16 protein-coding genes and 2 pseudogenes are annotated in these 21,571 nt (G+C 60.9%); 13 read left to right on the top strand and 5 right to left on the bottom strand.

Going from position 1 to position 21,571, the window contains the following annotated elements; genetic code table 11:
* Nucleotides 1-1,253 precede the first annotated feature (1,253 nt).
* The 5 genes from AC3WOG_RS07980 (at nucleotide 1,254) to AC3WOG_RS08000 (ending at nucleotide 9,939) form a co-directional block, all read left to right on the top strand.
* The gene (locus AC3WOG_RS07980; RefSeq protein ID WP_492577469.1) at nucleotides 1,254-3,086 is read left to right on the top strand and encodes a DEAD/DEAH box helicase; all 1,833 of its coding nucleotides are present in this window, start codon (nucleotides 1,254-1,256) and stop codon (nucleotides 3,084-3,086) included.
* Between the two features lie 140 nt (nucleotides 3,087-3,226).
* Nucleotides 3,227-4,681, top strand: coding sequence for a DUF3375 domain-containing protein (locus tag AC3WOG_RS07985; protein ID WP_492577470.1), 1,455 nt, complete (start codon nucleotides 3,227-3,229; stop codon nucleotides 4,679-4,681).
* A 2-nt stretch (nucleotides 4,682-4,683) separates the two neighbouring features.
* Nucleotides 4,684-5,325 carry a DUF4194 domain-containing protein gene (locus tag AC3WOG_RS07990; RefSeq protein ID WP_492577471.1) on the top strand — a complete coding sequence of 214 codons (642 nt, stop codon included), beginning with the start codon at nucleotides 4,684-4,686 and terminating at the stop codon, nucleotides 5,323-5,325.
* Nucleotides 5,312-8,695 (top strand): ATP-binding protein, encoded by a 3,384-nt coding sequence (locus AC3WOG_RS07995; protein WP_492577472.1) that lies wholly within the window; start codon nucleotides 5,312-5,314, stop codon nucleotides 8,693-8,695. Before AC3WOG_RS07990 ends, AC3WOG_RS07995 begins: the two co-directional genes overlap by 14 nt.
* Entirely contained in the window at nucleotides 8,692-9,939 is a 1,248-nt protein-coding gene (locus AC3WOG_RS08000; protein WP_492577473.1) for a Wadjet anti-phage system protein JetD domain-containing protein, read from the top strand. Before AC3WOG_RS07995 ends, AC3WOG_RS08000 begins: the two co-directional genes overlap by 4 nt.
* Before the next feature lie 49 nt (nucleotides 9,940-9,988).
* On the opposite strand, the pseudogene AC3WOG_RS08005 reads toward AC3WOG_RS08000, so the two are convergent.
* The 5 genes and pseudogenes from AC3WOG_RS08005 to AC3WOG_RS08025 all read right to left on the bottom strand — a co-directional run.
* A pseudogene (locus tag AC3WOG_RS08005) lies at nucleotides 9,989-10,419 on the bottom strand (tyrosine-type recombinase/integrase); the annotation flags it as partial.
* 147 nt (nucleotides 10,420-10,566) lie between these two features.
* Nucleotides 10,567-10,866 (bottom strand): BrnA antitoxin family protein, encoded by a 300-nt coding sequence (locus AC3WOG_RS08010; RefSeq protein WP_492577474.1) that lies wholly within the window; start codon nucleotides 10,864-10,866, stop codon nucleotides 10,567-10,569.
* On the bottom strand, nucleotides 10,850-11,116 hold the full coding sequence (locus tag AC3WOG_RS08015) for a BrnT family toxin (RefSeq protein WP_492577475.1): 267 nt from the start codon (nucleotides 11,114-11,116) through the stop codon (nucleotides 10,850-10,852). The genes AC3WOG_RS08010 and AC3WOG_RS08015 overlap by 17 nt, the downstream gene beginning before the upstream one ends.
* Before the next feature lie 291 nt (nucleotides 11,117-11,407).
* Nucleotides 11,408-11,650 (bottom strand): annotated as a pseudogene (locus AC3WOG_RS08020) (DDE-type integrase/transposase/recombinase); the annotation flags it as partial.
* Nucleotides 11,651-11,654: 4 nt separating this feature from the next.
* Entirely contained in the window at nucleotides 11,655-12,725 is a 1,071-nt protein-coding gene (locus AC3WOG_RS08025) for a LacI family DNA-binding transcriptional regulator (RefSeq protein ID WP_492577476.1), read from the bottom strand.
* Nucleotides 12,726-12,958: 233 nt separating this feature from the next.
* Here AC3WOG_RS08025 and AC3WOG_RS08030 point away from each other — a divergent pair, with 233 nt between their 5' ends.
* From AC3WOG_RS08030 to AC3WOG_RS08065, 8 genes are all read left to right on the top strand, one after another.
* Nucleotides 12,959-14,023 carry a fatty acid desaturase gene (locus AC3WOG_RS08030; protein ID WP_492577477.1) on the top strand — a complete coding sequence of 355 codons (1,065 nt, stop codon included), beginning with the start codon at nucleotides 12,959-12,961 and terminating at the stop codon, nucleotides 14,021-14,023.
* A gap of 28 nt (nucleotides 14,024-14,051) precedes the next feature.
* Nucleotides 14,052-14,381 carry a non-heme iron oxygenase ferredoxin subunit gene (locus AC3WOG_RS08035; protein ID WP_154559627.1) on the top strand — a complete coding sequence of 110 codons (330 nt, stop codon included), beginning with the start codon at nucleotides 14,052-14,054 and terminating at the stop codon, nucleotides 14,379-14,381.
* A gap of 2 nt (nucleotides 14,382-14,383) precedes the next feature.
* A complete protein-coding gene (locus tag AC3WOG_RS08040; protein WP_492577478.1) occupies nucleotides 14,384-15,622 on the top strand; it encodes an NAD(P)/FAD-dependent oxidoreductase in 1,239 nt (412 codons plus the stop codon).
* 31 nt (nucleotides 15,623-15,653) lie between these two features.
* Nucleotides 15,654-16,664 (top strand): xylose isomerase, encoded by a 1,011-nt coding sequence (locus AC3WOG_RS08045; protein ID WP_492577479.1) that lies wholly within the window; start codon nucleotides 15,654-15,656, stop codon nucleotides 16,662-16,664.
* Between the two features lie 43 nt (nucleotides 16,665-16,707).
* Nucleotides 16,708-17,565, top strand: coding sequence for a TIM barrel protein (locus tag AC3WOG_RS08050; protein WP_492577480.1), 858 nt, complete (start codon nucleotides 16,708-16,710; stop codon nucleotides 17,563-17,565).
* A 127-nt stretch (nucleotides 17,566-17,692) separates the two neighbouring features.
* Nucleotides 17,693-18,622, top strand: a complete 930-nt coding sequence (locus AC3WOG_RS08055; RefSeq protein WP_492577481.1) for a sugar ABC transporter substrate-binding protein — start codon at nucleotides 17,693-17,695, stop codon at nucleotides 18,620-18,622.
* Between the two features lie 61 nt (nucleotides 18,623-18,683).
* Complete coding sequence (locus AC3WOG_RS08060) at nucleotides 18,684-20,336, top strand: sugar ABC transporter ATP-binding protein (protein ID WP_492577482.1); 1,653 nt, start codon at nucleotides 18,684-18,686, stop codon at nucleotides 20,334-20,336.
* A gap of 179 nt (nucleotides 20,337-20,515) precedes the next feature.
* The gene (locus tag AC3WOG_RS08065) at nucleotides 20,516-21,535 is read left to right on the top strand and encodes an ABC transporter permease (protein WP_492577483.1); all 1,020 of its coding nucleotides are present in this window, start codon (nucleotides 20,516-20,518) and stop codon (nucleotides 21,533-21,535) included.
* Nucleotides 21,536-21,571: the final 36 nt, after the last annotated feature.

The raw sequence follows: 21,571 nt of genomic DNA on the forward strand, positions 1-21,571 counted from the left end.
TCAAGAAACTCTGATGCCGTCAGATGCGCGAGCATGTCCTGACAGCATTATTTCACTGAGATCCTTACGGGGCGGGCGTTGCACGGTTCGGCTAAGGTAAGACTGCGCCCACGCGCCTGCTTGTGGAGTAAGTGTAGTTGTGCTGAGGATGCAACGACAGGACAAACGGCATAGTGAAACGCCGGTGTCACCTGGCGGATTCTCGTACCTGAGCTTCAGACTACCTGGCACTTCGGGCGATTCTTATAGACCTGGTCCGGGGCCGGTAAAATTGAGTAAATCAAACCCTTCTCAGTCCAGCGAGGCGAAGCGCTGCCCCAAGGTCATCTATGGACGGGATGCTTTGACGGTACGGCGTTCGCGCATAGCATCTCCAGGACCACTCCGCTGCGCGGCAGCGGCCAAACTTGCGCATTTGCACCGACGCAGTGTGGTGACGGCAGAGTGAACTTGCGGCCCGGCACGCTGGATGGAACTGATTGTCCGCGTCAAAGTCGATGCGTGGAAACTGAGGGACAAGGTCCTCGAAGAACTGCACACGAAGATAGTTCCAAGGCTGATGAATCGACAAGGCAAGTGTCTATCAACCTATGACTACCCGGAAGTTATGAAAAGCAAGCGCAATGTTGCCAAGCCGGCTAAAGCCCCGAAGCTTTCTCGTACTCACGCCCCGGATCACATGACCCCCGCTGATTGGCAGCGCGCCTTGCGCCGCCAGTTCGGGCGCGAGCAGGTTTTCAGCTTGGAGAATCTCGGAACGGAGCCGTTTTTCTCGGAGTTTCGTGTCGGTAATCCAGAGTCGAAATCCAGTTATCGTGTGGCAATCCGCAGGACACGGCCCGGCGACAACTTCTGTGCCTGTCCTGACTATGCGACCAACGAATTGGGTACCTGCAAGCATATCGAATTCACACTGTCCAGACTGGAAAGAAAACGCGGTGCCAGGGCGGCCTTTGCCCGCGGCTACCAGCCTGCATTCTCGGAACTGTATCTGCGGAACGACGGTGGGCGAACGATCCATTTTCGCGCCGGTACAGATTGTCCGCCGAAGGTGGCGAAGTCCGCCGCGATGTTGTTCGACGTGTCTGACGGGTGGCGGTTACCGGAGGCTCGTTTCGACGATCTGGGTCGTTTTCTCGCCGACGCGGCGAAGACAGGTCACGAATTGCGCGGCTACGACGACGCACTCGATTTCGTCGCAGGCCGCAGCGACGCGTCGCGTCGCGCCACGGCGCTGACCGCCGTGTTCCCGCGTGGGGGCGGCCGACCCGCTGCTGAAGAGGCTGCTCAAGGTGCCGCTTTACCCCTATCAGGCCGAAGGCGCGTTGTTTGCCGTGCGCGCCGGGCGTGCCTTGATCTGCGACGAAATGGGCTTGGGCAAGACTGTTCAGGCGATTGCGGCAGCGGAGATTCTGGCGCGACATTTCGGTGTGTCGAGGGTACTCGTGGTCTGCCCGACTTCGCTCAAGTATCAGTGGCAGAGCGAGATTCTTCGCTTCTCCGGCCGGGCGTCGCGTGTGGTCGCAGGAAGTCTCGTCGAGAGGCAGAACGAATACGCCGAGGAAGACTTCTGCAAGATCACCAACTACGAGAAGCTGAAATCCGACCTTGACATGATCTCTGCGTGGGCACCGGAGCTTGTGATCGTGGACGAAGCACAACGCATCAAGAACTGGAACACCATCGCGGCGAAAGCACTCAAGCGCATCGACAGTCCCTATGCCGTGGTGCTCACGGGCACACCACTGGAAAACAAGGTGGAAGAACTCATTTCCATCGTCCAGTTCGTCGATCAGCATCGCCTCGGACCCACCTGGAAGCTGCTGCATGAGCATCAGGTCAAGGACGAAGCCGGACGTGTGACCGGCTACACCCGACTTGAGAAGATCAGCCAGACCCTGGCGCCGGTCATGATCCGCCGGCGCAAGTCTGAGGTGCTGCGTCAGTTGCCGAACCGTACCGACCAGAATCTGCTGGTGCCGATGACCGAGATGCAGATGGCCTATCACGCGGAGAACGCGGACGTCGTGGCCAAAATTGTCCAGCGCTGGCGCAAAACGAAGTTTCTGTCGGACCAGGACCAGCGACGACTCACCTGCGCCTTGCAAAACATGCGCATGTCGTGCAACAGCACCTATCTTCTGGATCAGGAAACCGACCACGGCGTAAAGGCAGACGAGTTGGCGACGCTGTTTGAATCTCTCTTCGCCCAGCCGGAAGCGAAAGCGGTGGTGTTCAGCCAATGGACGCGCACTCATGAGATCGTCATTCGCCGACTGAAGAAACTCGGCATCGGTTATGTCAGCTGCCACGGCGGCGTGCCGTCGGAGAGGCGGCCTGCCTTGGTGGAGCGTTTCCGGGACGATCCAGACTGCCGCGTTTTCCTGTCGACGGACGCGGGCAGCACGGGGCTCAACCTGCAACACGCTTCGACGCTCGTCAATATGGATCTGCCGTGGAACCCGGCGGTGCTTGAACAGCGCATTGCGCGTATACACCGCATGGGGCAGCGCAAGCCTGCACAAATCATCAACTACGTTGCCAAGGGAACGATCGAGGAGGGCATGCTGTCGGTGCTGGCTTTCAAGCGCTCCCTGTCGGCGGGTATTCTCGATGGCGGCGCAGGCGAAATTTCGCTCAGCGGCTCACGTGTGAACCGCTTCATGAAGGATGTGGAAAACGTCACGGGCCGCATGGGCGAAGGCGAGGCAATGGCCGTGGTGGAAGAGGCCATCAATGTCGCCGCCGCGTCCGGTGAACTGAAGGAAAACGCGCAAACTGGAGAAACAAGCATCGACGATGCCGGAACCCGACCCAAAGCCATCGCCGCCGAAACAGCGCCACAAGACGCGCGCCCTGATCCCTGGTCGGGGTTGTTGCAGTTCGGCGTGGAACTGGTATCCGCACTGAGCGCGTCGAACGATGGGGCTGCTGCCCACCCATGGGTCGAACGCGACCCTGCCACAGGCGTACGCAGCCTTAAGTTGTCCCTGCCACCGCCGGACACGGCAAGGCGGCTTGCAGATGCCCTGTCGGAAATTTCACACGCTTTGCTGCGCAAGGGTATCGAAGACGGAAGCCGCTGAGGGTGTGCGATGACAGGTTTCGTCTTGCGCCAGGCATGCAGAAGTGGGTGCCCAAATGGCGTATCGTTACAATCGTCGAGTTAACCTGAGCGCGTGGCCGGATCGTACCCAATGATACGATCCGGCCCGAGACCCAAGCCATGACCCTCGACTACTCAACCCTCGACACCCTTCGCACGCACCATCCCGCATGGCGGCTATTGCGCTCCGACCACGCCCCGCTGGTGGCGAGCTTCCTGCATCGCGTTTTCGTGGTTCCGAACGTGCGCGTGATGTCCGCCGCTGACCTGTCCGAAGCGCTGGAAGACGAACTTTATGCACTGCGCGATCGCCTGGGCGCGGACGCCTATCCGAGACGCGCGCTCGACTATCTCAACGACTGGACAAGCCCGGAAAAAGGCTGGCTGCGCAAGTTTTATCGCCAGGGCTCGGACGAACCCCACTTCGACCTTACGCCCGCGACGGAAAAAGCGATTGTCTGGCTGGACGCGCTAACGGAACGCAGCTTCGTCGGCACGGAATCACGCTTGCTGACGTTGTTCGAGTTGCTGCGGCAAATGAGCGAAGGCAGCGAATCCGATCCGCAAAAGCGCATTGCCGAATTACACAAGCGTCGTGACGAGATCGATGCCGAGATCGCGCGGGTGATATCCGGGGACCTTCCCCTGTTGAACGACACGGCCCTCAAAGATCGCTTCCAGCAATTCATGCAGCTAGCGCGCGACCTGCTAACCGACTTTCGCGAGGTGGAGCAGAACTTCCGCATGCTCGACCGTCGCGTGCGCGAGCGCATCGCGCTATGGGAGGGTTCGAAGGGCGCGCTATTGGAGGAGATCATGGGCGAGCGCGACGCGATCGGTGACTCGGACCAGGGCAAAAGCTTCCGCGCATTCTGGGATTTCCTGATGTCCAGCACTCGCCAGGAGGAGCTCACCGAACTGCTCGCGCGAGTGCTCGCATTGCCCGTGATGGCCGACTTGAAGCCCGACGCTCGTACCGGTCGCGTGCACTACGACTGGCTGGAAGCGGGCGAACACACGCAGCGCACGGTCGCGCAACTGTCGCAGCAGCTGCGCCGGTTCCTCGACGACCAGGCATGGCTGGAGAACCGCCGCATCATGGACATCCTGCGCGGCATCGAGGCCAAGGCACTGGTCGTACGCGACACGCCGCCGGTCGGCGAGATAATGAATCTTGCCGAGTCGTCATCCGACGTCGAGCTTCCTATGGAACGTCCGCTGCACACGCCGGTGCAGAAGCCGGTTATCGCGGATATCGTGCTGGAAGCGGGCGACGTCGATCTGGACGCTGCGGCGCTGTATTCGCAAGTGGTGGTTGACCGCGCGCAGCTTGCGGGTCATATCCGCCAGGCGTTGCAGGATCGGTCGCAAGTGACGCTGCGCGAGCTGATCGAATCGTACCCGCTGCAGCAGGGTCTTGCGGAACTGGTCGCGTATCTGCAACTGGGCAGCGACGCGTTCAAGACGGTCGTGGACGAAGACACGGACGAAGTCATCGCGTGGCAAACAACCCGTCGCGACGAGACGCCGAAGGCACGACGCGCCCGGCTGCCACGGGTGATCTTTGTGAGGTGAAGATGGAAGACGAACTGCAAGCGGCGGCCGCGAACGCCGATCTGTCGACACTGGCGATCACGCTGCTCAAAGGCGTGATCTATCGCGAGGGTGACGAACGCCTGTGGGGCGCGTTGCTCGACCTGCAGGCGCGCGTACGGGACTATGTGTCAGTATTGGGCCTGGAACTGGTGCTGGACGAGGCCGAAGGCTACGCGTTCCTGCGCAGTCGTCCAGAGCAAGCCGAAGAGGACGCAGCGCCAAGGCCGCCGCGTTTGATCGCGCGTCGGCCGATCTCTTTTCCGGTCAGCTTGCTGCTGGCATTGCTGCGCAAGAAGCTTGCCGAATTCGATGCCGGCGGCGGCGATACGCGCTTGGTCCTGTCGCGCGACGACATCGTCGAGCTGGTAAGGGTCTTCCTTCCGGACAGCAGCAATGAAGCGAAGCTGATCGATCAGATCGAGACGCACATCAACAAGATCGTCGAGCTGGGCTTCCTGCGCCGGTTGAAGGTCACCGGCGGCCCGTCCAGTTTCGAGGTGCGGCGCATCCTGAAGGCGTTCGTCGACGCGCAATGGCTATCGGACTTCGACACCCGTCTCGCCGCGTACCAGGCGCAACTGGCGGGCACGACGGCAGGGCCGGGAGGTGATGTCGATGAATGAGCCGAACGAGGTGATTCCACAATTGCTGGAGCTGGATTTTCTCGCCGACGACACGCTCTCTGGCTTTCGCCTGACCCGCCTGGAAGTTTTTAACTGGGGCACATTCGACGGGCGCGTATGGGCGCTTCAGTTGGACGGCAAGAACGGTCTGCTCACGGGCGACATCGGCTCGGGCAAGTCGACGCTGGTCGATGCCATTACGACGCTGCTGGTCCCCTCCCAGCGCATCGCCTACAACAAGGCGGCAGGTGCGGACAGTAAGGAACGGACGCTGCGCTCGTACGTACTCGGGCATTACAAGTCCGAGCGCAACGAGGTGACCGGTACAGCCAGGCCCGTTTCCTTGCGGGACCGCAACAGCTACTCGGTGATCCTCGGCGTGTTCCACAACGCCGGGTATGACCAGACGATCTCGCTCGCGCAGGTCTTCTGGATGAAAGAGGCGCAGAGTCAACCCGAGCGCTTTTACGTGGGCGCTGAGCGGAATTTGTCGATAGCGACGGATTTCGTCCACTTCGGCTCCGATATCGCGCAATTGCGCAAAAAGCTGCGCGGCCTGGGCGCGCAAATCGAAGACACCTTTCTGAAATATGGCGCGTGGTTTCGCCGGCGCTTCGGCATCGACAATGAGCAGGCGCTCGAGCTGTTTCATCAGACGGTGTCGATGAAGTCGGTCGGTAACCTGACCGATTTCGTGCGTAGCCACATGCTCGAGCCGTTCGACGTCGCGCCTCGCATTGCCGCGCTGATCTCACACTTCGACGATCTGAATCGCGCGCACGAGGCGGTGCTCAAGGCAAAGCGTCAGGTGGAACTGCTGAAGCCCCTGGTGGTGGACTGCGACCAGCACGGCGCGCTGGCGGCGGAACAGGAGGCTTCGCGCGTGTGCCGCGATGCGCTGAAGCCGTACTTCGCCGAATTGAAGCTGGGCCTGCTGGATCGGCGCTTGCAGTTGCTCGCCGAAGATCATGCGCGCCTTGCCGCGCAGAAGGAGCGGCGCATCGAGCAGTGCGACCAGGAGCGAACGCAAGCCGATCGCCTCAAGCGTGCGATTGCCGAGCAAGGCGGTGACCGGCTGGAGCAGCTTGCTGCCGCTATCCGCGACGAGGAACGCGAGCGCAATCGACGCCAGCAGCGCGCCGAACGTCATGCGCAATTGCTTGCTGCGATTGGTGAAACCGCTGCAGCCGACGAGCCTGCCTTCGTCGCGCAGCGGCAGCGGGTGGCCGATCTGCGCGAGGGCGTGAGTCAGCGGGAAGCCGATCTGCAGAACCAGATCACCGAGTGGGGCGTGTCACTGCGCGAGGGCAAGCGCGAACATGACGTGCTTGACGGGGAAGTCGCGAGCCTGAAGGCGCGACGCAGCAATATTCCCAAGGAGCAGGTCGCAATGCGTGCAGCGTTGTGCGCGGCACTCGGTCTCGACGAAGACAGCATGCCGTTCGCCGGTGAACTGATCCAGGTGCGCGAAGAGTCGCGCGAATGGGAAGGCGCGATCGAGCGGGTGCTGCATAACTTTGGCCTCTCGCTTCTCGTGCCCGATGTGCACTATTCCGATGTCGCCGCGTGGGTGGATCGCACGCATCTCGCGGGACGGCTCGTCTATTTCCGCGTGCGACCCACGCGCGACCAGGACATCGCCGAGCTGCATCGCGATTCGCTGGTGCGTAACGTCGCAATCAAACCGGATTCGCCGTTTTACGGCTGGCTGGAGCGGGCGCTGGCACAGCGCTTCGATTACGCGTGCTGCGCGACGCAGGAGCAGTTTCGTCGCGAGTCCCGTGCGCTGACTCGCACAGGGCAGGTGAAGGCGCCCGGCGAACGCCATGAAAAAGACGACCGCCACCGCCTCGACGACCGCAGCCGCTACGTCCTCGGCTGGAGCAACGCCGCCAAGATCGCTGCGCTGGAAGGGCAACTGCGTGCGCTCGAGATGCGCCTTAGCGGCATTGCTAGCCAGATCGCCAAAGCGCAGGGCGATCAGACCAGGCTGCGGCGGCAGCTGGAGGTGTTGGCGGCGCTCAATGAGTTCAACGATTTTCGTGAGCTGGATTGGCAGAGCTGCTCAGCCACGATCGCTCGCCTGCAGGATGAGAAAGCGCGTCTGGAGGCTGCCAGCAATGCGCTGCTGGAACTGGCCGCGCAACTCGAGTCGGTGCAGGCGGCGCTGAAGGACAGCGAGAAGGCATTATCGGACGTCAACAGGGAGTTGGGCGGTATCGACGCCAGACGCGAAGCGGCCGATGCATTGCGGGAGCAAACCGCGGCATGGCTGACCGAGATTGCCCACGATATCCGCGAGCGGCTAGACGTGCTGCGCGCGCAGATTCTGGGCGAGCATCAGCTCTCTGTCGAGTCATGCGAGAACCGTGAACGCGAACTGCGTGACGCGTTGCAGGCACATATGGACGCTGAGGCCAAGCGCCTGGATCGCCTCACCGAGCGCATCATCAAGAGCATGTCGACGTTCAAGGACGCATACAAGCTCGACACGGCCGACTTCGACGCCAGCCTCGAAGCCGCGTTCGAGTATCGCGAGCTGCTGGCTCGCCTGAATACCGACGATCTTCCGCGCTTCGAGGCTCGCTTCAAGGAGCTATTGAACATCAACACGATCAACGAGATTGCCAACTTCAACGGGCAACTGGCGCGGGAACGCGAAACGATCAAGGAGCGCATTGCCCGCATCAATGAATCGCTGGCTCAAATCGACTACGACCCAGGTCGTTATATCGTGCTGGAATCTCAGGCGAGCCCCGACGCAGACATCCGCGATTTCCAGGCGGAGCTGCGAGCCTGCACGGAGGGTACGCTGACCGGTTCGGACGATGCGCAGTATTCGGAAGCCAAGTTTCTGCAGGTCAAGGCGATTATCGACCGGTTTCGCGGCCGCGAAGGGCTGTCGGATCAGGACCGCCGGTGGACTACGAAGGTCACCGACGTGCGCAACTGGTTCCTGTTTGCCGCAAGCGAGCGCTGGCGCGAAGATGACACGGAATACGAGCACTATTCGGATTCGGGCGGTAAGTCGGGTGGGCAGAAGGAAAAGCTGGCCTACACGATTCTCGCGGCCAGCCTCGCGTATCAGTTCGGTCTGGAATGGGGCGCGGTACGGTCTCGCTCGTTCCGGTTCGTGGTCATCGACGAAGCGTTCGGACGCGGCTCGGACGAGTCCGCGCAATACGGGCTCAAGTTGTTCAGGCAGCTCAATCTGCAACTGCTGATCGTCACGCCGCTGCAGAAGATCCATATCATCGAGCCGTTCGTTTCCAGCGTCGGCTTCGTGCACAACGATGAGGGGCGTGCTTCGAAGCTGCGCAATCTGTCGATCGAGGAGCATCTTGCGCGCAAGGCGGAGGGCTCGACGTGAGCTGGACGACCGCCGGCGACCTGAAAGCGCAGGTGCGCCGCTTGTGGGAGCGGGGTGAGCTGTTGCGCAGCATGGTTAGTGCCAGCGCCGATGCGGCGCCGAATGCCGCGCTTATCGCTCGCGAAGAAGCGAAGGTTGGCCTGCGGTCCGGCTGTGCGTTCCCGCTGCGACTTGTCCTGAAGGGACCGGCTTCGGCCGAACTCACCGAATGTTTCCAGGCCGTGCGTGAATGGATTGCTGAGCTTGTCGCTGTCGCGCAGATCCGGATCGAATGGCGCGAGTTCAATCATCGTGTCCTGGGTGTTCAGCGCGTGCCGCAGGCGGTCTGGATCGACGAGCTGGACAGTGCGCTGGCGATGATCGGCAAACGTGGCGACGCGGCGCATTTCGGCCGGTTGCTCGCCCTCGTGGGCTCGCGGCAGCCGGCGCTGCTGGTATGGTTTCGCCGGCGTCCGCTGCAGGCGCTTGAGTTAGCTGACGAATGTGAGCGTTTACTGGCGGTGGTCGGCTGGATCGTACGGCATCCGCGTCCCGGCATTTACCTGAGACAAGTGGACATTGCCGGCGTGCACAGCAAGTTCATCGAAAACTGGCGCGGTGTGCTGGCAGAATGGCTCGATCTCGCACTTCCGCCGGAGGCCGTCGCGGTAGAAAGAAACGGGGGCGCGCAATTCGCGGCCCGCTACGGCTTCCTCGACAAGCCTGCCCGTATCCGGTTTCGCGTGCTCGACGCGCAGTTGCCCATGCTTCCCGGCCCTGCGCTCCCCGATATCGCAGTCGATGCAGACAGCTTTGCTGCGCTGGCCGTGCCGATCCGCCAGGTTTTCATCACTGAGAACGAGACAAACTTCCTCGCATTCCCGCCTCTAGCCGATACGATTGTCGTCTTCGGTGCAGGCTATGGATGGGACGCGTTGTCAAAAGCGGTATGGCTTTCCCGCTGCAGCATCCACTACTGGGGAGATATCGACACTCATGGCTTCGCAATCCTCGACCAGTTGCGCAGCCGCTTCGACCACGTTGAGTCTTTCCTGATGGACCGGGCGACGTTGATAGCCCACGAAGCTCAATGGGGCGAGGAGCATGACCAGGTGCTCCGCGACTTGCCGCGGCTCGACGATGCGGAGCAAGCGCTGTTCAACGACCTGCGTGATAACCGGCTTCGTAAAAATTTGCGGCTTGAGCAAGAGCATATTGGCTTCCAGTGGGTTGAAACTGCGCTCGCCACTTTTGCAAGGCAGTGAAATAGCATCTTTGCTGCACCGGACGAATATATCAAGAATGTGCCGCCGCCATCGCGTTCGTGGCAGAGACCAGCCTTTCCTTGTCGCCCTTGCCGAGCACTTCCAGCCACCAGCGCTCGTGACCGTCCGCGTCGCGGCGCGCAAAAAACCGCCCCATCGTGTTGGCGCTGACCTCGGGGATCCGCAACCCACCCGGATACACCAGGGTGAACAGCCAGCGCGCGCGGAAGTAGTGTGCCCGTTGCCGGTCGGTCTCGCGGGGCATCGTGTCGATGAACTGAGGTTGACCTCCCGCCATAGGTCCGGCTGGAGGTAGCGGGTGATCCGAAGTTTCGCGCGCCGCGCGTGCTGCCGTGACAGCGACAGCGGATTGCCGGCCAGATAGCCGGCCTTGACAAGCCACGCGGACATCACGTTGAGGATCACCATCGCCTGGCGCTGGATGGTCGCGGCGAGCGGTCGGTAGAACGGCCGCCAGCGCTCATTGCGTGCTCGCGCTCGTCAAAACTCGAGCGTAACCCTCCCTCTCCTCAGATTTGCACCAGAGTCATTGACACTACTTCGGTGGTTTCTGCTCGACAGGAAGCAGACCGGCTATATGATTATCAAAATCCTCGTTAGTCCAGTTCACGCGGCTTTGAGCGGATGCTCCTTCAGGTAGGTGCGCAAGGCGTCGTTCATGCGGGTCTGCCAGCCTTCGCCAGTCGCGCGGAACGCCTCAAGCACGTCAGCGTCATAGCGGACGCTGACCTGTTCTTTAGGGTTTTCCTTCGGGGGCCGACCCATGCGCCGGGTCGCGCCGAGTGGCTTCAATTCGGCGATTTCACGCGCGCTCAGTTCATACGTGTCAGGGTCGGCGGCGATGCCGCGATTGATTGCCGTGTCTTCTTCCGGCGTCGGCGGGATGAGCTTACGATTCTTGAACATCACGGACCTCTCTGCGGTTTGCCTTGCGCAGGCTGATAATGTGCATGGTCTCGCCGCGCTGCGTAAATACCACGCAGTACAGGCGATCATGAATTACGGTGTAGCCGATCTCGCGCAGCTCGAAATAGTCTCGGCGGTTGTCGGGTCGTGCCATCACCTCGGACCAGTCGATCTCGCTTGCGAGGACGAGAGACACGCCGTGCTTGCGGATATTGCTGGCGTCTTTGGCGGGATCGAATGTAATTTCCATTCGATTTATTGTAGATGCGAAAACTCCCGCTTGCAAGTACTTTCCGCATCTACAAAATGTGTTGAGGTAGTATAATTTGACAAAATTGTTTGGGCGAATTTTCGTAGATCGCTTAAAAGTATCGCGTCAGGGGCGTCCTGAGGAACCCGCACTGCCGCGTTCTACACCGACGGTTTGTGCATCAAATCTAGTGCCCCCGCCATGACGGTATAAGTGACGGTATACGGTTGCGTAGAGTTTTAAAACGTCAATCTATACAGGGGGTTAGAGACGCAAAACATAATAGAGTGGGATGCGTCGCTCGCGTTCGCGCGTCGGCGGATGACTGTTTTCAGCCCGGTTATTGATCCGTGCGCTGGCTTTGACGAAGACGTGCTTGACGTGAGCCAGTGCGGGAATCTCTGCTTTCGCCGCCGGATAGCTGCGCAGCTGGCCGGTCACGATCCTGCGCGGTGCCTCAGCAAACGAGGCAAGCGCGTGCTTGAAAAACCGCTTCGCTGCAGCCTTGTCGCGGCGCTTCTGTTGCAGGATATCGCTTTTAATCGGACTGTGAGGGCAGGTATGGCATCTGCCTCACATTCGCCGGACAGAATATCCGGAATTCCACCGGTCCAGGCGGGGGAGCGTCCTCGACCACTCCGCACGCATGCAGCATGTGCTGCAGCGCGGATATAACCTGCCCATCCGGGTCCTGGTCGATGGCGATATCCATCGTCTTTTCCTCGATATATTGGCGATGCAAGTCCAGCATTTCATGGCTGACCCATACCACTTGCCCGGTCGCGCCGAACTTGCGCAACGCGGCTTCGATACCGGGCGAGCCATACCCGCTGCTGTAGATGCCGACCAGATCGCCCCGTTTCAGTGCGCTGACAACGGCGCGATAACATCTGTCCGGGTCATCTTCGGTTTCCACCTCCGCGCTATCGCAGACGAGTTCAGGAAAGGATTCAGCAAGCTGCGCCCGGCAACCGCCGATCCGGTCGATATGTGCGCGATAGTCCTTGCGGCTGCACAGCAGCAGCACCCGTCCGGAACGTCTTGCAAGCCGGCCGACGAAGTAGCCCGCAGTGCGCCCGGCACACAGGTTGTCGATGCCCGCGTAATGCAGGCGCCCCACATCGCGGACGTCGGTAACCATCGTGACGACCGGTTCGCCGCGTTCGATCACGGTGCGTAATGCATCGCGCACGCGCGGCGTGTCGTGAGTCGTCACGATCAAACCCGATCGCTTGTAGCGCGGATGAAGGATGGCGTCGGTAATCACGTCGTCATCGGCTTCAGGAAGGATCGACCGGTGCATGACGACCCGCTTGTCCAGCATCTGCATCGAGCGTTGCAGGGCGAGATTCAGACGGCCAAAGAAAGGCGTGCTGTTTTGCGGCAGGAGCACGTCCACATGCATCAGTCCGTGCCGCGTATCCGGCAGGACGCGCGGCACGGCGAGCTGCCGGGCCGCTGCCACCACGCGCGCGCGGGTCGCAGCCGACACGCTGCCGCGTTCATTGAGGACCCGGTCGACTGTGGCCGGACTCACGCCCGCCGCCGCCGCGATTTCGATAAAGCGCGCCGTGCGCTTGCGCCGTGACGGCGGGGGGGCGTCGGTCATGTCGTTGTCTCCGGTTCGCTTGTCTGTTTTGTTCTGTTCTGTCTGGCGCTCGCGGTAATGACGCGGTGCAGCATTATTCCGTGCCTTTTTTAACGCTAGGGGATTGACGAAAAAACGTCAATCTTTTCGTTGAGAGGAGGACGGCGGTCTCTTATCTTGCAGTCATCGCTTCGCCGCGCTCGTGACCTTCGGGGCAGCCGGGAGAAGCCGATCTGAAAAGAAAGGAGACGCAGGTGTCGAACTCACCTCTGAACATGCCATGCACCGGCAGCCTCGCAAACACCGGTGTCACCGGGCGTGATGCATCCGCCGCACAGTCCGAAGAGAACTGGTATCGCCCCGACATCCCACGCCAGACCCTCAAGCAACTGATGAAGCGCAGCGACGCCGAGGGCCTGAAGAACTTCAGCCTATGGATCGCGTTGTTGCTCGCATCGGGGGCGGCGGCATTCTATGCGTGGGGGACGTGGTGGGCGATTCCGGCGTTTTTCGTCTACGGCACGATCTATTGTTCGAGCGACGCACGTTGGCATGAACTTGCGCACGGCACGCCGTTCAAGACGCCGTGGATGAACCAGGCCTTCTACCAGCTTTGCTCGTTCATGACGATCCGCGAAGCGACGCTCTGGCGCTGGAGTCACGCGCGGCATCACACGCATACGATCATGGTCGGCCGCGACCCCGAGATTCAGGTTTGCCGCCCGCCGCAACTCGTCACGATCCTGCTGGATTTCTTCTATCTGATTGGCGGCACCACCGAGATCGTCAAGACCGTGCGCCATGCATGCGGGTCGATCAGTCCGGAAGTCGCGGACTTTGTGCCGGCGATGGAGCGCCGCAAAATGATCTGGATCAGCCGCCTCTACGTCGCCGTCATAGCGGCGGTAATCGGCTGGTGCGTTGTGATCCAAAGCGTTTTGCCGCTGATGTTCGTGTGGACGCCGCGCTTTTACTGTGGCTGGTTCCACCAGACGCTCGGCCTCACGCAACACGCCGGCATGGCCATGAACGTTGCCGACCATCGGCTCAATACGCGCACGGTCTACATCAACCCGGTGTTCGCGTTCCTCTACATGAACATGCAGTACCACATTGAACATCACCTGCTGCCGATGGTGCCGTATCACGCGCTGCCGAAACTGCACGAAGCGATCAAGGCGGAGACGCCACCCGCGTATCCGGGCCTCTGGTCGGTCTACAAGGAGATGATTCCGACCTTGATCCGTCAGAGACGCGATCGCGCTCACTTTATTCGTCGCCACGTGCCGCATCGTGAGCCGATGCGCTCGGCAACCTGACAAACGTCCGGAACAGGGAGTATCTGAAATGGTAGATCAACGCGAATGGGTCGTCGCTTGCCAGACCGGCGACATCGATGAAGAAGACGTCGTGCGTTTCGATCATGGCGATGCGACCTTCGCCGTCTATCGTGTCGACGGCAAGTTCTACGCATCGGACGGCTGGTGTACGCATGAGAAAGCCCATCTTGCGGACGGCTTCGTACTGGGTAACGCGATTGAATGTCCGCGGCATCAGGGGCGCTTTGATATTGCAAGCGGCAAGCCGCTTTGCGCGCCGGTCTGTCAACAGCTGAAAACGCATCCGGTGCGCATCGAAGGCGATGCGGTCCTGATCGGCGTACCGACGGCGGAGTGATCATGGCAAGCGACGCACACATGCTCATCGTCGGAGCCGGCCTGGCTGGCGCCCGCGCCAGCGCCGAATTGCGCGAGGCGGGTTTTGATGGGCCGATTACGCTCATCGCCAACGAACCGCATGCACCCTACGACCGGCCGCCGCTCTCCAAGGCGGTGCTGCTCAAGGAAAAATCACCCGATGATTGCGCGCTCTTCGGCGAGACCTTCTTTGCCGATCATGCAATCGACCTGAAGCGTGCAGCTAGTGCGCTCGAAATCGATCGTGCGGCCCGCACAGTTCTCCTCGATAACGGCGAGCGCATTGGCTATAGCCGGCTGCTGATCGCGACTGGCGCGTCGCCCAGAACGTTGAGCGTGCATGGGTCGGAACTGCCTGGCGTGGTCACACTGCGCACTGTCGACGATGCCCGCGATCTCGCCACACGGCTCCATCACGGACAACGTGTTGCGATCATCGGCGGAGGCTTTATCGGGCTCGAAGTGGCGGCAAGTGCTGTCGCTGCTGGATGCAGTGTCACGGTCATCGAAGCCGGCGAGCGTCTGCTGATGCGCGCTGTGCCGCAGGAAATCGCTGCACGTATCGAAGCGCGGCACCGCGACGCCGGTGTGCAGTTCCGCTTTGATGCGCAGTTGACTGCCATCGCGGGGGCTAGTGTCGCTGAAGAGATCCGTCTCGCCGACGGAGAAGTCATCCGTTGCGACACGGTTGTAGTCGGCATCGGCGCCACGCCCCGTACGGCGTTAGCGCAGGCAGCGGGACTCGACGTCGCGGACGGTATTGTGGTCGACGACCATCTGTGCACCAGCGATCCCGACATCTTTGCCGCGGGCGATGCCTGCTCGTTTCCGCATCCTTTATATGGCTGCCGTGTGCGCCTCGAATGCTGGAAGAACGCTGAAGATCAAGGCCGCATTGCCGCGCGCAACATGCTCGGCGAAACCCTTCGTTACCGCGAAGTGCCGTGGTTCTGGTCCGATCAGTATGAGTTGTCGATTCAGATTGCGGGGCTTCCTGCATTCGGTCATGGGACCGTCGTGCGCGAAACGGTCGATGCGCTGTTGCTGTTCCATCTGTCTGCGGACGGATTGTTGATCGCAGCAAGCGGCGTGGGCCGGGCAGTCGGCCGCGATATCCGGATTGCGCAAATGCTGATCGGCCGCAATGCGCGACTCTCCGCCGAAGAGCTCGCGGATCCGTCAGTGAAGCTCAAGTCGCTGCTGGTCGCCGAAGCGGTCTGAGCAGGACTCATCGCTCCATTACAAAGAAACCATGAACCCCACTCTTCACATCGGCGTCAATATCGACGGTGTACTGCACCGCGATGACATGCCGCCCGTCGATGCCGAGACGCAATTCCGGATGATCGCCGACGCGGGCGTGTTCGACTATGTCGAGATGAATCCGCCCGAAGGCGTAGCACTTGCGCGGTACGTGGAGTTGAGTGAGCGCTACGCGTTACCGGTTCGCGTGATCGGCGGGATCTTTTGTGCGGGCCGCGACGAAGGGCATCTGCGGCACGTGATCGAGTGGGCGCCGCGCTTCGGCTCGAAGGTGCTGAATTGCCAGCTCTACGCGAATCATGCCGACGGGCATCGTCTCACCGATGCCGAGGTCGCGAGGTTCTACGTGCAGGCATGCGAGTGGGCCGTCCCGGTTGGCTGTCTGCCGAGCGTCGAAGTGCACGTTGATATGTGGAACGAAGATTTCGGCCGGGTTAGCCGGGTTGGCGAACTGTTGGCGCGCGACGGCATCGCACTGCACCTAACGCTCGATCATTCGCATCTGATCTTCAAGATCGGCAATGACGAAGAGCTCGATGCATCGAAGATCCGTGCGTTGGTCGAGGCCGGCGAGATCGTGCTCGATCCCGATTCACCTGACGCGATCTTCAAACAGTGGATCGCGCGCGGCTGGGTTCATCACGCCCACGCGCGCAGTGTCATACCGAACAATCCGCGCAATTCCCGCATGCGTCGTCCGGACGGCAGACCTGGCCGCGGCATTCAATATCCGTTCGTGCGTCCCGCTGCGGATCAATGGGACGGTAGCTGGGATGAGGCCGCGCTCCTGCCGTGGAAGAACGCCGTACGGCATCTGCTCAACGCACGCGCACAAGGTGGAGTTTCCACACCGCAGCACATCAGCTGCGAGTTCATCCCGTTTGCCGACTACGGCGGCGGTACGAGGTATTCGATCTTCGAGAATAACGTTGCATGCGCAGCATGGCTGCGCAACACATGGCTGGAGCAGACCGCCGGACAGACCGCCATAACGGCATGAACCTGAAAGACAACCCATTCGTTCGCTATAACTGGAGACACAGATGACATTGACGAGTGACGACGCGCTGCAATTTTCCCTGAATCGCATGAGTGCACCGCGGCTGGCGTTTGCCGAATATGCTGCACTTTGCCAGCGCCTCGCGGTTGATGCGATCGAGATCCGCAACGACCTCGAAGGCGTCGAGATCAACGACGGCACGCCTGCCGGTGATATCAAGGCGCTTAGCGTGGCAGCGGGTCTGACGATCCTGTCGATCAACGCGCTGCAGCGCTTTGATCGCTTCGATGCGACTCGCTCGAAGGAAGCACTGGCATTGTCGCGCTATGCCGCTGACTGCGGCGCTCGCGCGATTGTCCTGTGCCCGACTAACAGCCGGCAGGATCAACGCACGGCAAGCGAGCGTCACGCCGATCTGGTTAATGCGCTCAGGCAACTTAAGCCGATCCTCGACGATCACGGACTGCTCGGTCTGATCGAACCACTCGGCTTCGAGGAATGCGCCGTGCGCCGTAAATCCGATGCGGTCAAGGCCATTTACGATGCGGCAGGCGAGCACCATTTCCGGTTGGTGCACGACACGTTTCATCATCACCTGTCGGGCGAAGACATTTTTTTTCCGGACCTCACGGGTCTGGTCCACATTTCTGGCGTCGAAGATGGCGGCCTGCCCGTTGACCAGATGCGCGACGGGCACCGTGTGCTGGTCGGTGCGGCCGATCGGCTCGGCAACATCCGTCAGCTGAACACTTTGTTTGCGCGGGGTTATCGCGGTCATGTGTCGTTCGAGCCGTTCGCCGAGGAAATTGCCGGCGCTGACGACATCGAAAGCCGCTTGCGCGACAGCATCGCTTACATCCGCGCGAGCGTCGAGTCGGCTCAGGTGCGCAAGGCCGCGTAGCAACCGCTTTCAGGTCACGCATAGAAATAGATAGAGAACGTGAACGCCGCATGAAAGTTTGCCGCGTGGACCTTGGCATCAGACCGATAGGCCGCGCGGGTTCCATCAACTGATAGGAGACATGTCAATGAAATTTTTTACCCGATCCCTGCTCGCGTTGTCGTTCGCGGCAGTGCTGCCGATTTCCGCAATGGCAAGTACGACGATTGGCGTTTCGATGGCGCACTTCGACGATAACTTCCTGACCTCGGTGCGCGACGCAATGGCGACCGAAGGTAAAGCCCACAAAGACATCAACCTTGACTTCGAGGATGCGCAAGGCGACGTAGGTCGGCAGGTCAGCCAGGTCGAGAGCTTCGTGTCGCAGCGGGTCGCGGCGATTATCGTCAATCCCGCCGACGCGGCGGCAACCAAGCGAATGACCGATACGGCGCGCAAGGCCGGTATCCCGATCGTCTACGTCAATCGCAAGCCGGATGAACCAATGGGGAACGGCGCCTATTTTGTCGGCTCGGACAGTCTCGTAGCCGGGCACCTGCAAATGGATTACCTCGCGAAGCAACTCAAGGGCAAGGGCAATATCGCTATCATGCTCGGTGAGCTGTCGACCGATGCAACGCGGGACCGTACACGCGGCGTGAAGGATATCGTCGCAAAGAATCCTGGCATCAAGATCGCTGAGGAGCAGACAGCGAACTTCGACCGTAGCCAAGGCATCAACCTGATGAGCCAGTGGCTGAGCTCCGGCAAGAAGTTCGATGCGATCGCCGCGAATAACGACGAGATGGCGCTCGGCGCATTGATTGCGATGAAGCAGGCTGGCGTCTCGCCGAAGAGCGTGCTGGTCGGCGGGGTCGATGCGACCAAGGAAGCGTTGAACGCGATGGCCAAGGGCGATCTTGCCGTCACCGTGTTCCAGGACGCGCGAGGGCAGGGCAAGGCCGCGGTCGATACCGCGATCAAGGTGGCAGGCGGCGACAAGAGCGTGCCAAAAGAAGACTGGATTCCTTATCAACTCGTCACACCGGACAACTACAAGAGCTTTCTGAACAAATAGCCCGCATGACCTCGGGGCGGCGCCGTGCGCGCCCCGTTTCATCCACAGAGGGAGTGCCACTATGTCAGATCTCTTCATGAGCGCGCAGGCCGCTCGGTCGCAACACGTCGCTGCGTCGGCGGCTCACGAGCCGATCTTCGCCGCGCGCAAGATTCGCAAAGCCTTTCCCGGTGTGATCGCGCTCGACGACGTGTCGATCGACATCCACGCCGGCCGGGTGCATGCGCTGATGGGCGAAAACGGCGCGGGCAAGTCGACGATGATGAAAATCATCGCGGGCGTCTATTTTCCCGACGACGGCTCGCTGCATTTCAAAGGCAAACCGATTGCGTTGAAGTCGCCGCGCGACGCGCTCGACCGCGGTATCGCGATGATTCACCAGGAGCTGAATCTGCTGCCCTACATGACGGTGGCGGAGAACATCTGGATCGGCCGCGAACCGCGCAATCTGCTGGGCCTGATCGACCATCGCGCGCTGAACCGGCGCACCGGCGAACTGTTCGCGCAACTCGGCATCGAGATCGACCCGCAGGTGTTACTCGGCGACCTGAGCATTGCGAACCGCCAGATGGTGGAAATCGCCAAGGCGGTGTCCTTCGACTCCGATCTGCTGATCATGGACGAACCGACCTCGGCGATCACCGACAAGGAAGTCGAGCATCTGTTCCGGATCATCAGCGAGTTGAAAGCGCAAGGCAAGGCGATCATCTACATCACGCACAAAATGGATGAGGTGTTTCAGATCGCCGACGATATCTCGATCTTCCGCGACGGCCACCATATCGTGACGCGCACGGCGAAAGAGTTCGACAAGCAATCGCTGATTGCGGCGATGGTAGGCCGTGAACTCACGCAGGTTTTTCCCAAGATGGAGGTTGAGATCGGTGAAGTGGCGCTGGCCGTACGCAACCTCGGCCGCCGCGGCACGTTCTCGAATGTCAGCTTCGACCTTCGCTACGGCGAGATTCTCGGCGTGGCTGGTCTGATGGGTTCAGGGCGCACGGAGGTGATGGAGTCGGTCTTCGGCATCTATCCGGCGGACGAAGGCGAATTGCTGTTCGATGGCAAACGCCGGACGATTCGCTCTCCGCAACAGGCGATCGCTGCGGGCGTCGCGTTTCTCACTGAGGATCGTAAAAGCACCGGGCTTTTCCTGCAGCTTTCCGTCGGCGAAAACATGGAGATTTCGGCGTTGCGCCGCAATTGCGCGCTGGGTTTCGTTCGACAGAAGCGCGTCAACGTCGCATGCGCCGATATGTGCCGTCGACTCAAGGTCAAGACCCCCGGACTGCACGAAATCATCGAGAACCTGAGCGGCGGCAACCAGCAGAAAGTGTTGCTCGCGCGTTGGCTGCTGAACAAACCCAGGATCCTGATCCTCGATGAACCGACGCGCGGCGTCGACGTCGGCGCGAAGGCGGAGATCCATACGCTGATCACGCAGCTCGCAAGGGAGGGGGTCGCGATCATCATGATCTCGTCTGAACTGCCCGAAGTGATGGGGATGAGCGACCGGATCGTGGTGATGCACGAGCGCACCGTCAGCGGTGTTCTGCCCCGTGCTAGCGCCACGCAGGAAAGCATCATGGCGCTCGCTTCCGGCGAGCAGCCTGAATTTGCGGTAACGGCAACAACTATCTTGCATGGGACCGGAGTAAGCGCTGAAGCGCCAACTCCGATCGACAGCTTTGCATGGGACCGGAGTAAGCGCTGAAGCGCTAACTCCGATCGACAGCTTTGCATGGGACCGGAGTAAGCGCTGAAGCGCTAACTCCGATCGACAGCTTTGCATGGGATCGGAGTAAGCGCTGAAGCGCTAACTCCGATCGACAGCTTTGCATGGGATCGGAGTAAGCGCTGAAGCGCTAACTCCGATCGACACAGGAGACAACTATGCGTAACTCAGCCATCCTCACCCCGGAAATTCAGCGTCCTGCTCCACGTAACTGGCGCTTACCGCAGGAGACCAGCATTCTGCTCGTGCTGCTCGGTATCGCGCTGGTCTTCGAAGCGCTCGGTTGGATCGAGCGCGGCCAGTCGTTCCTCTATAACCCGCAGGGCCTGCTGATCATGGTGCTGCGCGTATCCGAAATTGGGCTGATCGCTGTCGGCGTCACGATGATCATCATTGCAGGTGGCATCGATCTGTCTTCCGGATCGGTGGTTGCGCTGTCCGCAATGATTGCAGGCAGCCTCGCGCAGACCTCGGGTTTCGGGCGCACGGTGTTTCCCGGACTCGTCGATCTGCCTGTGCTCGTGCCGGTTGCGGTGGGTGTGCTGACGGGCGGCATTTGCGGCCTGATCAACGGTACGTTGATCGTGCGCACCGGTGTGCCGCCTTTCATCGTCACGCTCGGCATGATGGTGTCGGCGCGTGGACTCGCGCGCTACTACACGCACGGCCAGCCCATCAGCATGTTCACTGATGCTTACTCGGCAATCGGCAGCGGCGCGAAGCCGGTGGCGATCTTTCTGCTGGCTGCGCTCGTCTTCCACATCGTGCTGCGCTATACGCGTTTCGGTAAATGCCTGTATGCGATCGGCGGCAATGTGCAGGCGGCGCGCGTGTCGGGCATTAGCGTCGGGCGCAATCTGGTGGCCGTCTACACGATTGCCGGGCTGCTGACGGGGCTGGCCGGCGTGGTCGTCTCGGCGCGTGCACAGACAAGCCAGTCCGGCATGGGCATGTCGTATGAACTCGACGCAATTGCCGCGGCCGTGATCGGCGGCACCAGTCTCGCCGGCGGCGTGGGCCGGATCACGGGCGCGGTGATCGGCGCGTTGATCCTTGGCGTGATTTCGAGCGGTTTCACCTTTCTCGGGATCGATTCGTACATCCAGGAAATCGTCAAGGGAATGATCATCGTCGCCGCGGTGATCGCCGACCAATACCGCAAGCGGCGCGCCCGCTAAGCAACGCTATCCATCCGCCATCTATCTCGGTTCAAT

This window comes from Paraburkholderia sp. FW306-02-B, assembly GCF_058782725.1.

Coding starts and splice junctions, on each gene's coding strand:
- AC3WOG_RS07985 (WP_492577470.1), top strand. CDS start 3,227: ATGACCCTCGACTACTCAACCCTCGACACCCTTCGCACGCACCATCCC.
- AC3WOG_RS07990 (WP_492577471.1), top strand. CDS start 4,684: ATGGAAGACGAACTGCAAGCGGCGGCCGCGAACGCCGATCTGTCGACA.
- AC3WOG_RS07995 (WP_492577472.1), top strand. CDS start 5,312: ATGTCGATGAATGAGCCGAACGAGGTGATTCCACAATTGCTGGAGCTG.
- AC3WOG_RS08010 (WP_492577474.1), bottom strand. CDS start 10,866: ATGTTCAAGAATCGTAAGCTCATCCCGCCGACGCCGGAAGAAGACACG.
- AC3WOG_RS08015 (WP_492577475.1), bottom strand. CDS start 11,116: ATGGAAATTACATTCGATCCCGCCAAAGACGCCAGCAATATCCGCAAG.
- AC3WOG_RS08025 (WP_492577476.1), bottom strand. CDS start 12,725: ATGACCGACGCCCCCCCGCCGTCACGGCGCAAGCGCACGGCGCGCTTT.
- AC3WOG_RS08035 (WP_154559627.1), top strand. CDS start 14,052: ATGGTAGATCAACGCGAATGGGTCGTCGCTTGCCAGACCGGCGACATC.
- AC3WOG_RS08040 (WP_492577478.1), top strand. CDS start 14,384: ATGGCAAGCGACGCACACATGCTCATCGTCGGAGCCGGCCTGGCTGGC.
- AC3WOG_RS08045 (WP_492577479.1), top strand. CDS start 15,654: ATGAACCCCACTCTTCACATCGGCGTCAATATCGACGGTGTACTGCAC.
- AC3WOG_RS08050 (WP_492577480.1), top strand. CDS start 16,708: ATGACATTGACGAGTGACGACGCGCTGCAATTTTCCCTGAATCGCATG.
- AC3WOG_RS08055 (WP_492577481.1), top strand. CDS start 17,693: ATGAAATTTTTTACCCGATCCCTGCTCGCGTTGTCGTTCGCGGCAGTG.
- AC3WOG_RS08060 (WP_492577482.1), top strand. CDS start 18,684: ATGTCAGATCTCTTCATGAGCGCGCAGGCCGCTCGGTCGCAACACGTC.
- AC3WOG_RS08065 (WP_492577483.1), top strand. CDS start 20,516: ATGCGTAACTCAGCCATCCTCACCCCGGAAATTCAGCGTCCTGCTCCA.